This is a genomic window from Arthrobacter sp. GQ119, assembly GCF_059759125.1.
In genome coordinates this window covers 26,774-32,929 of sequence record NZ_JCAXEA010000034.1, presented here as the reverse complement: position 1 = coordinate 32,929, position 6,156 = coordinate 26,774, and the positions used below count along the sequence as shown (strand labels likewise).

Annotated in this window: 7 protein-coding genes and 1 tRNA gene; 2 read left to right on the top strand and 6 right to left on the bottom strand. The window is 64.0% G+C overall.

Annotation, left to right across the window (positions count from 1 at the left end):
• Positions 1-26: 26 nt before the first annotated feature.
• The 3 genes from ettA to AC6CH3_RS22210 are packed head-to-tail and all read right to left on the bottom strand — an operon-like array spanning position 27 to position 2,910.
• Positions 27-1,709, bottom strand: a complete 1,683-nt coding sequence (gene ettA, locus AC6CH3_RS22220) for an energy-dependent translational throttle protein EttA (RefSeq protein ID WP_498134487.1) — start codon at positions 1,707-1,709, stop codon at positions 27-29.
• A gap of 46 nt (positions 1,710-1,755) precedes the next feature.
• The gene (locus AC6CH3_RS22215) at positions 1,756-2,274 is read right to left on the bottom strand and encodes a DUF6993 domain-containing protein (RefSeq protein ID WP_498134486.1); all 519 of its coding nucleotides are present in this window, start codon (positions 2,272-2,274) and stop codon (positions 1,756-1,758) included.
• Between the two features lie 57 nt (positions 2,275-2,331).
• Entirely contained in the window at positions 2,332-2,910 is a 579-nt protein-coding gene (locus AC6CH3_RS22210) for a single-stranded DNA-binding protein (RefSeq protein WP_498134485.1), read from the bottom strand.
• A 228-nt stretch (positions 2,911-3,138) separates the two neighbouring features.
• Between AC6CH3_RS22210 and AC6CH3_RS22205 the strand changes: the two genes are divergently transcribed.
• Positions 3,139-3,211: transfer RNA gene (locus AC6CH3_RS22205), tRNA-Arg, on the top strand.
• Positions 3,212-3,421: 210 nt separating this feature from the next.
• Here the strand turns inward: AC6CH3_RS22205 and AC6CH3_RS22200 are convergent.
• Positions 3,422-4,045 carry a hypothetical protein gene (locus AC6CH3_RS22200; protein WP_498134484.1) on the bottom strand — a complete coding sequence of 208 codons (624 nt, stop codon included), beginning with the start codon at positions 4,043-4,045 and terminating at the stop codon, positions 3,422-3,424.
• Positions 4,046-4,340: 295 nt separating this feature from the next.
• Here AC6CH3_RS22200 and AC6CH3_RS22195 point away from each other — a divergent pair, with 295 nt between their 5' ends.
• Entirely contained in the window at positions 4,341-4,808 is a 468-nt protein-coding gene (locus AC6CH3_RS22195) for a LapA family protein (RefSeq protein ID WP_498134483.1), read from the top strand.
• Between the two features lie 55 nt (positions 4,809-4,863).
• On the opposite strand, the gene AC6CH3_RS22190 is transcribed toward AC6CH3_RS22195, so the two are convergent.
• On the bottom strand, positions 4,864-5,295 hold the full coding sequence (locus AC6CH3_RS22190; RefSeq protein WP_498134482.1) for an SRPBCC family protein: 432 nt from the start codon (positions 5,293-5,295) through the stop codon (positions 4,864-4,866).
• 80 nt (positions 5,296-5,375) lie between these two features.
• Entirely contained in the window at positions 5,376-6,143 is a 768-nt protein-coding gene (gene map, locus AC6CH3_RS22185) for a type I methionyl aminopeptidase (RefSeq protein WP_498134481.1), read from the bottom strand.
• Between the last annotated feature and the right edge of the window lie 13 nt (positions 6,144-6,156).

The following is a 6,156-nucleotide window of genomic DNA, read 5'->3' as shown; positions in this document are numbered from 1 at the left end:
TGGGGACCGGCCTTTGCAGTTGGTGCTTAGTCGCGGGTGAGGCGGCGGTGGGTGACGCGGTGCGGCTTCGCGGCGTCGGGTCCCAGCCGCTCCACCTTGTTCTCCTCGTAGGATTCGAAGTTGCCCTCGAACCAGTACCACTTCGAGGGGTTCTCGTCATCGCCTTCGTAGGCCAGGATGTGGGTGGCCACCCGGTCCAGGAACCAGCGGTCGTGTGAGACCACCACGGCGCAGCCCGGGAATTCGAGCAGGGCGTTTTCGAGGCTGCTGAGGGTTTCGACGTCGAGGTCGTTGGTGGGTTCGTCGAGGAGCAGCAGGTTGCCGCCCTGTTTGAGGGTCAGTGCGAGGTTCAGGCGGTTGCGTTCACCACCGGAAAGCACCCCGGCCTTTTTCTGCTGGTCCGGACCCTTGAAGCCGAACGCGGCCACGTAGGCGCGGGACGGCATTTCGACGTGGCCGACCTGGATGAAGTCCAGACCGTCGGAGACAACCTCCCACAGCGTCTTGTTGGGGTCGATGCCGCCGCGGCTCTGGTCCGCGTAGGAGATCTTGACGGAGTCGCCGATCTTCAGTTCGCCGCCGTCGAGGGGCTCCAGGCCGACGATGGTCTTGAACAGCGTGGACTTGCCGACGCCGTTCGGGCCAATGACACCGACAATGCCGTTGCGGGGCAGGGAGAAGGACAGGCCGTCGATCAGGGTGCGGTCATCGAAGCCCTTCTGCAGGTTCTTCGCTTCCAGGACCAGGCCGCCCAGGCGCGGGCCCGGCGGGATCTGGATTTCCTCGAAGTCCAGCTTCCGGGTCCGGTCAGCCTCCGCCGCCATTTCCTCGTAGCGGGCCAGACGGGCCTTGGACTTGGTCTGGCGGCCCTTGGCGTTGGAGCGCACCCATTCCAGTTCCTCGGACAGGCGCTTGGCCTGCTTGGCGTCCTTCTTGCCCTGGATTTCCAGGCGGGCACGCTTCTTCTCCAGGTACGTGGAGTAGTTGCCTTCATACGGGTAGAGGTGCCCGCGGTCCACTTCGGCGATCCATTCAGCGACGTGGTCCAGGAAGTACCGGTCGTGGGTGACGGCCAGGACGGCGCCGGCATAGGTGGAGAGGTGCTGTTCCAGCCACAGCACGCTCTCGGCGTCGAGGTGGTTGGTGGGCTCATCGAGAAGCAGGAGGTCCGGCTTCTGCAGCAGCAGCTTGCAGAGCGCCACGCGCCGGCGCTCACCGCCGGAGAGCAGGGTGACATCGGCATCGGCGGGCGGGCAGCGGAGCGCATCCATGGCCTGTTCGAGCTGGGAATCGAGGTCCCAGGCATCGGCGGCGTCAATGGCTTCCTGCAGGTGGCCCATCTCCTCCAGCAGCGCGTCATAGTCGGCGTCGGGGCTGGCCATCTCCTCGGAGATCTCGTTGAAGCGCTGGATCTTGCCGTAGATCTCGCCAACACCTTCCTGGACGTTGCCCAGGACGGTCTTTTCCTCGTTCAGCGGCGGCTCCTGAAGCAGGATGCCCACGGTATATCCGGGGCTCAGCCGCGCCTCGCCGTTGGAGGGCGTGTCCAGGCCTGCCATGATCTTGAGGATGGTGGACTTACCGGCACCGTTGGGGCCAACGACACCGATCTTGGCGCCCGGGAAGAACGACATGCTGACGTCGTCGAGAATAAGTTTTTCGCCAACAGCCTTACGGGCCTTGGTCATTGTGTAGATAAATTCCGCCATGGTTCCAAATCTAGTGGGTTGACGGGCATAACTCACATTCGCAGCTTCAGGCAGGAGCTCCCACGAAGCACTTGCCACTCGCGAGGACCGGCAGCACTGTCACAGTCACTTTGCCGTTGCGGATCTGGCCTATGACGCATTCCCTGCCCTGGACCGACGCCGCCTCGATGGAATCCACGTCCAGACCGGTGGGCGTGCGGCCCGCTGAAACCTCGAGGGTGGCGGCAGGAACCCCAGCGGCGGCGAGCGCCTGCCTGATCTGCTCGGTGCCGGGTTTCGGAGCAGCGGCAGCCACTGCTCCCAGCGTATCTGTCATGATCTTCTGCAGTTTCGCGGTCGCCGTGCCGGGCCCCGCGCCCGAGGCTGCCGTCGGCCGCGGCGACGGTGAACCGGATGTTGCAGAACCTGCTGTTGCCGCCGGCGTGGCGGCGGAGTCGGCGCCGGACACGGCGGTGCACGCGGACAGTGACCACAGCACCAGCCCGGCAACCGCGATCCTGGCCGGCGTCCCGGTCAGGGAACCCCGAAGAGCAGTGGTCGGTTGGAGCGCGTTGGGTCTTGTCACGGTGCCATTCTGCCATGCGGCACCGCGGGGGAACGGTGCCGCATGACCCCGGCGGCGTCAGGCCGCCGCCCCGGTGAGCTCGCCCGTTTCGGAGTCGAGCTGAAGGGTTTCTCCCGAAGCGTCGTCGATGAACACGCCGGACTCGGCGGCATCGTGGTCCTCGTCGTCTTCCTCCCCTTCCCCGGCAGAGGCGCTCCGGCCTGACGGGTCGGAATCAGATCCGTGCCCGCCGGTGACGTCATCAGCAGCAGCAGCCGCCGCGGCAGCCTGCGGAGTGTTGCCTGCCGTCCGCGTGAAATTGGCCGAGCCCCACATGAGGTCGTGCCCCACGGATTCTGCGTCTATCTCCGCGGCATGGTAGATCCGGCCGTCCTTTTCCCAACTGCGCATCTTCAGCCTGCCAACAATGATGACTCGCTGGCCCTTCTTGATGCTGCATCCCATGTTTCCGGCCAGCTGCCGGTAGCCCTGCACTGTGAACCAGTTGGTGTTGCCATCCACCCAGGTGCTGCTTGCCCGGTCGTACCGGCGGTCCGTCGACCCGAGGCGGAAGGAGGCCGTTGCCACGCCGCCCGGGGTGGTGGAACTCCTGATCTCCGTGGCAACGAAGCCCCGGACAGTAATGTAGTCGGTCATCTTGGTGTCCTGTCTCGATGTGTCTTGCCATAGCAGGCATTTACAGCATCAACCGGTCAGGCCGTTCCCGGGAGGGCCGAAGTTGCGTATGTGGATAAACCTCGCCGGACCACCCACAGCGCCTCCTGGAGATTGGGCCCGGACGAAACGTTCCCGGCCCTGCCACCGTCCGGCCGGAAGGCAATGTAGACTTTTTGAGGCACCCGGGAACCAGCCGGGCACCCACTTGCCCCAGTAGCTCAGGGGATAGAGCAGCGGCCTTCTAATCCGCCGGTCGGGGGTTCGATTCCCTCCTGGGGCACAGAGAATGGCGGTCCTGACCTGCGGAAACGCATGTCAGGACCGCTTCATTTTCTTCCTGATGAAGCGGCTGATCCACTAGTTACCCACCGGAATCAGCGCGGCCTCAATGCCATCTCCCTCTCTCCTTCAGAACTTGCCGCCAAGTATGCCTGCGCCGCAGGAGCTTCTCCACTGCGAAGAGCGGCAGGAAGTAGCGATCAGGCTTCTGTCATCGGTGCGGCAGCCATAGGGGTATAGCTGCAATGAGCCACAGCACCAAGGCAACTAAGAAGATGCCTGCGTTCAGGATCGCGAAGACTGCCAGCCCCTTGATCCATGTCTCATAGCTCTTGGTGCCGGCTAACTTTGACGGGAGCGCGGGGGCACCCCTGTTGGGCCATCTCTGCTCAGTAGCTTCGTCCTGCTTCAGCCACGCGGGTACCCGATACTCGCCATCTGGCCAGAAGTAGTTTCTCGCGCTGATATGCGGAAGACCCGTCTTCGATTCCAGATAGTGAAGATACGCCCGGTCCAGGAGGTTCAGCAGACGGTGTCTTGCCATGAGTTGCATCGACAGCCACGCCACAACAAAGCCGAGGGCTGATGAGATAAGGACCGCATAAGCCGGAGACTGCGGATTGAGTGCGATGGTCAGCAAGAATGCTTGTGCGGCCAGAGCCAAAGAAGGCGCCTGCCACATCAGAGCGTCCTTCTCAACGTCCCGCAAAGTAAGCATCTCGTAGGCGAACAGGTCGCTCGAGTGCTTCTCTAACCAGCGTTCCTCGTCAACTGAGGATGGCGGTATCAGCGCGTTAGTTCTCCGCAGTAGCCTTCTGAAGCCAAACCTGCTCACAGCAGCCCCCATAATCCGTTCACGTCCCCACACAAACTGTCCTAAGAGTACTGGGCGAGCATCGCATTCCGTGGCTTAGGAGTCGGGCAGCGCGTCCACAGGGCCCCTGATCCTGGTCGGGTACCCCGTGACCGCGATGAACGTCTCGGGGATGGGCGGCACCAGAGGATGCCAAGCATGCTTACTATAAGCGGGAAACGTGCTTATGATCGAAGTGGGCTCCGGGCACGCCGGGGTGGCGTCGGCGCCACGCAGCCCACACTGATGGAGCCAACACCGGAAGGATTCACTCCACATGCCGCAGAGTCGTTCTGATCGTGACCCGTCCGAGCAGCATTCCTCACGCCCTCCGGCGCAGACTCCTGGACCTGCCGCACCCCCGCCTTTGGAAGAACCCCGTCCCGCCGCCGAGATGGGGCGAACCCGGCCAGGGACCGACGCCCTGCCGGGCTATGACGGAACCTCCACCCCTGCTGCGGGTAAAGAAGAACCAAAGCACCAGGTGACCCGCGCCGGCATGATCTGGGCCGCGGTTGCGTCGGCACTGGTCGTCCTTGTGCTGCTGATCGTCTTCATCCTGCAGAACCAGGAACTGGTCCAGGTGAAGTTCTTCGGGCTGGAAGGTGCTGTGGCCCTCGGCATCGCGCTGTTCATCGCTGCAGTGGGCGGCGGCGTCCTCGTGGCCATGGCAGGCGCTGCGCGGATCATCCAGCTCCGTGCCGCTGAACACCGCCGCCGCGTATCCGCCACACGCCGGCGCTAAGAATCAAGCCAACCCCAAGACGCGGTTTGCCAGGAATCTGAGCCTGCTCGCCCGCTCAGCGCTCCAGATACTCCTTGAGGTTATTAAGCACCAGGTCCCACAGCTTGGCAGATTCCTCAGCTTCGGCGTCGTCCCGGTTATTACTCTGAACGATGGTGACTCCAGTGCCTTCGGCCCTTGCTGACAGGCGATACTCCACCGTGTGATAGTTCTCGGGGAGATCGGGCAGACCGCTCAGCGGACTGTAATGGCTGATGCGAAGGAGCACATTGGGCCTGCACTCCAGAACGGTGCCCTTGTCCTCGTAGGCCTTCCCCTTCCACTCCCCGGTGAATGTCACCGGATCACCCTCACGCCACGTCGACGTGACGTTCGTGCCCAGAAAGTACTCTTTGACTTCCGCGGGGTCGGTGAGTGCTTTCCAAACTCTTTTCGGCGAGCACGCCACAACAATGGACGAGACGGCGTCCCACCCCCGGTGATCCATCAACTTGCCTCCTGACCCGCTTCCTGCGTCAGCATCACCCTACGCGTTTCGGGACAGCGCGGGTAAGCGGTCGGTCAGCGTCATTGCAGCGTAAGGATCACGGGGCCGTCGGCGGTCACTGCCACCGTGTGCTCGCTGTGCGCCGCGCGGCGGCCGTTCGCCGACCGCAGGGTCCACTCGTCGTCGTCATGGTAATAGTCCCCTTTGCCGCCGAGAATGAGCATCGGCTCGATGGCGATCACGAGCCCTTCGGTGAGCTTGAGCCCTCTGCCGGGACGCCCGTCGTTGGGTACAGGCGGCTCGGCGTGCATCGTGCGGCCGATGCCGTGCCCGCCGTGGTCGGCCAGCAGCCCGTAGCCGGCACGCCGCGCGGCACCGCCGATGGCATAGGCGAGGTCACCCATCTTGTTTCCGACGCGGGCCGCCTCGATCCCCCGGGCCAGGGCCGCATCCGTCGCAGCGATGAGTTCCTGGTCAACGGGATCGGGGGTGCCCACAATGAAGCTGACCGCGGAATCTCCGCACCAGCCCTCCAGGAAGGCGCCGCAATCCACGCTGAGCAGGTCCCCGTCCTGCAGCCGGTACCCGTTGGGGATTCCGTGGACGACGGCGTCGTTAACGCTGGTGCAGATGACCCCCGGGAACGAAACGGAAGCCCAGCGCGGCCGGTAGTTGAGAAATGCCGGCGTGGCGCCCGCGTCGGAAATAGACGCGGCTGCCACATCGTCGAGTTCCTTGAGGGAAACGCCGACGGCGGCAGCTTCGCGGACCGCGGCCAGGGCATTGGCCACCACCCGCCCGGCTTCGCGCATCAGGGCTATCTCATCGGGGCTCTTGATCATGTTCATCTGATGCCCTCCG

Coding starts and splice junctions, on each gene's coding strand:
- ettA (WP_498134487.1), bottom strand. CDS start 1,709: ATGGCGGAATTTATCTACACAATGACCAAGGCCCGTAAGGCTGTTGGC.
- AC6CH3_RS22210 (WP_498134485.1), bottom strand. CDS start 2,910: ATGACCGACTACATTACTGTCCGGGGCTTCGTTGCCACGGAGATCAGG.
- AC6CH3_RS22195 (WP_498134483.1), top strand. CDS start 4,341: ATGCCGCAGAGTCGTTCTGATCGTGACCCGTCCGAGCAGCATTCCTCA.
- AC6CH3_RS22190 (WP_498134482.1), bottom strand. CDS start 5,295: ATGGATCACCGGGGGTGGGACGCCGTCTCGTCCATTGTTGTGGCGTGC.
- map (WP_498134481.1), bottom strand. CDS start 6,143: ATGAACATGATCAAGAGCCCCGATGAGATAGCCCTGATGCGCGAAGCC.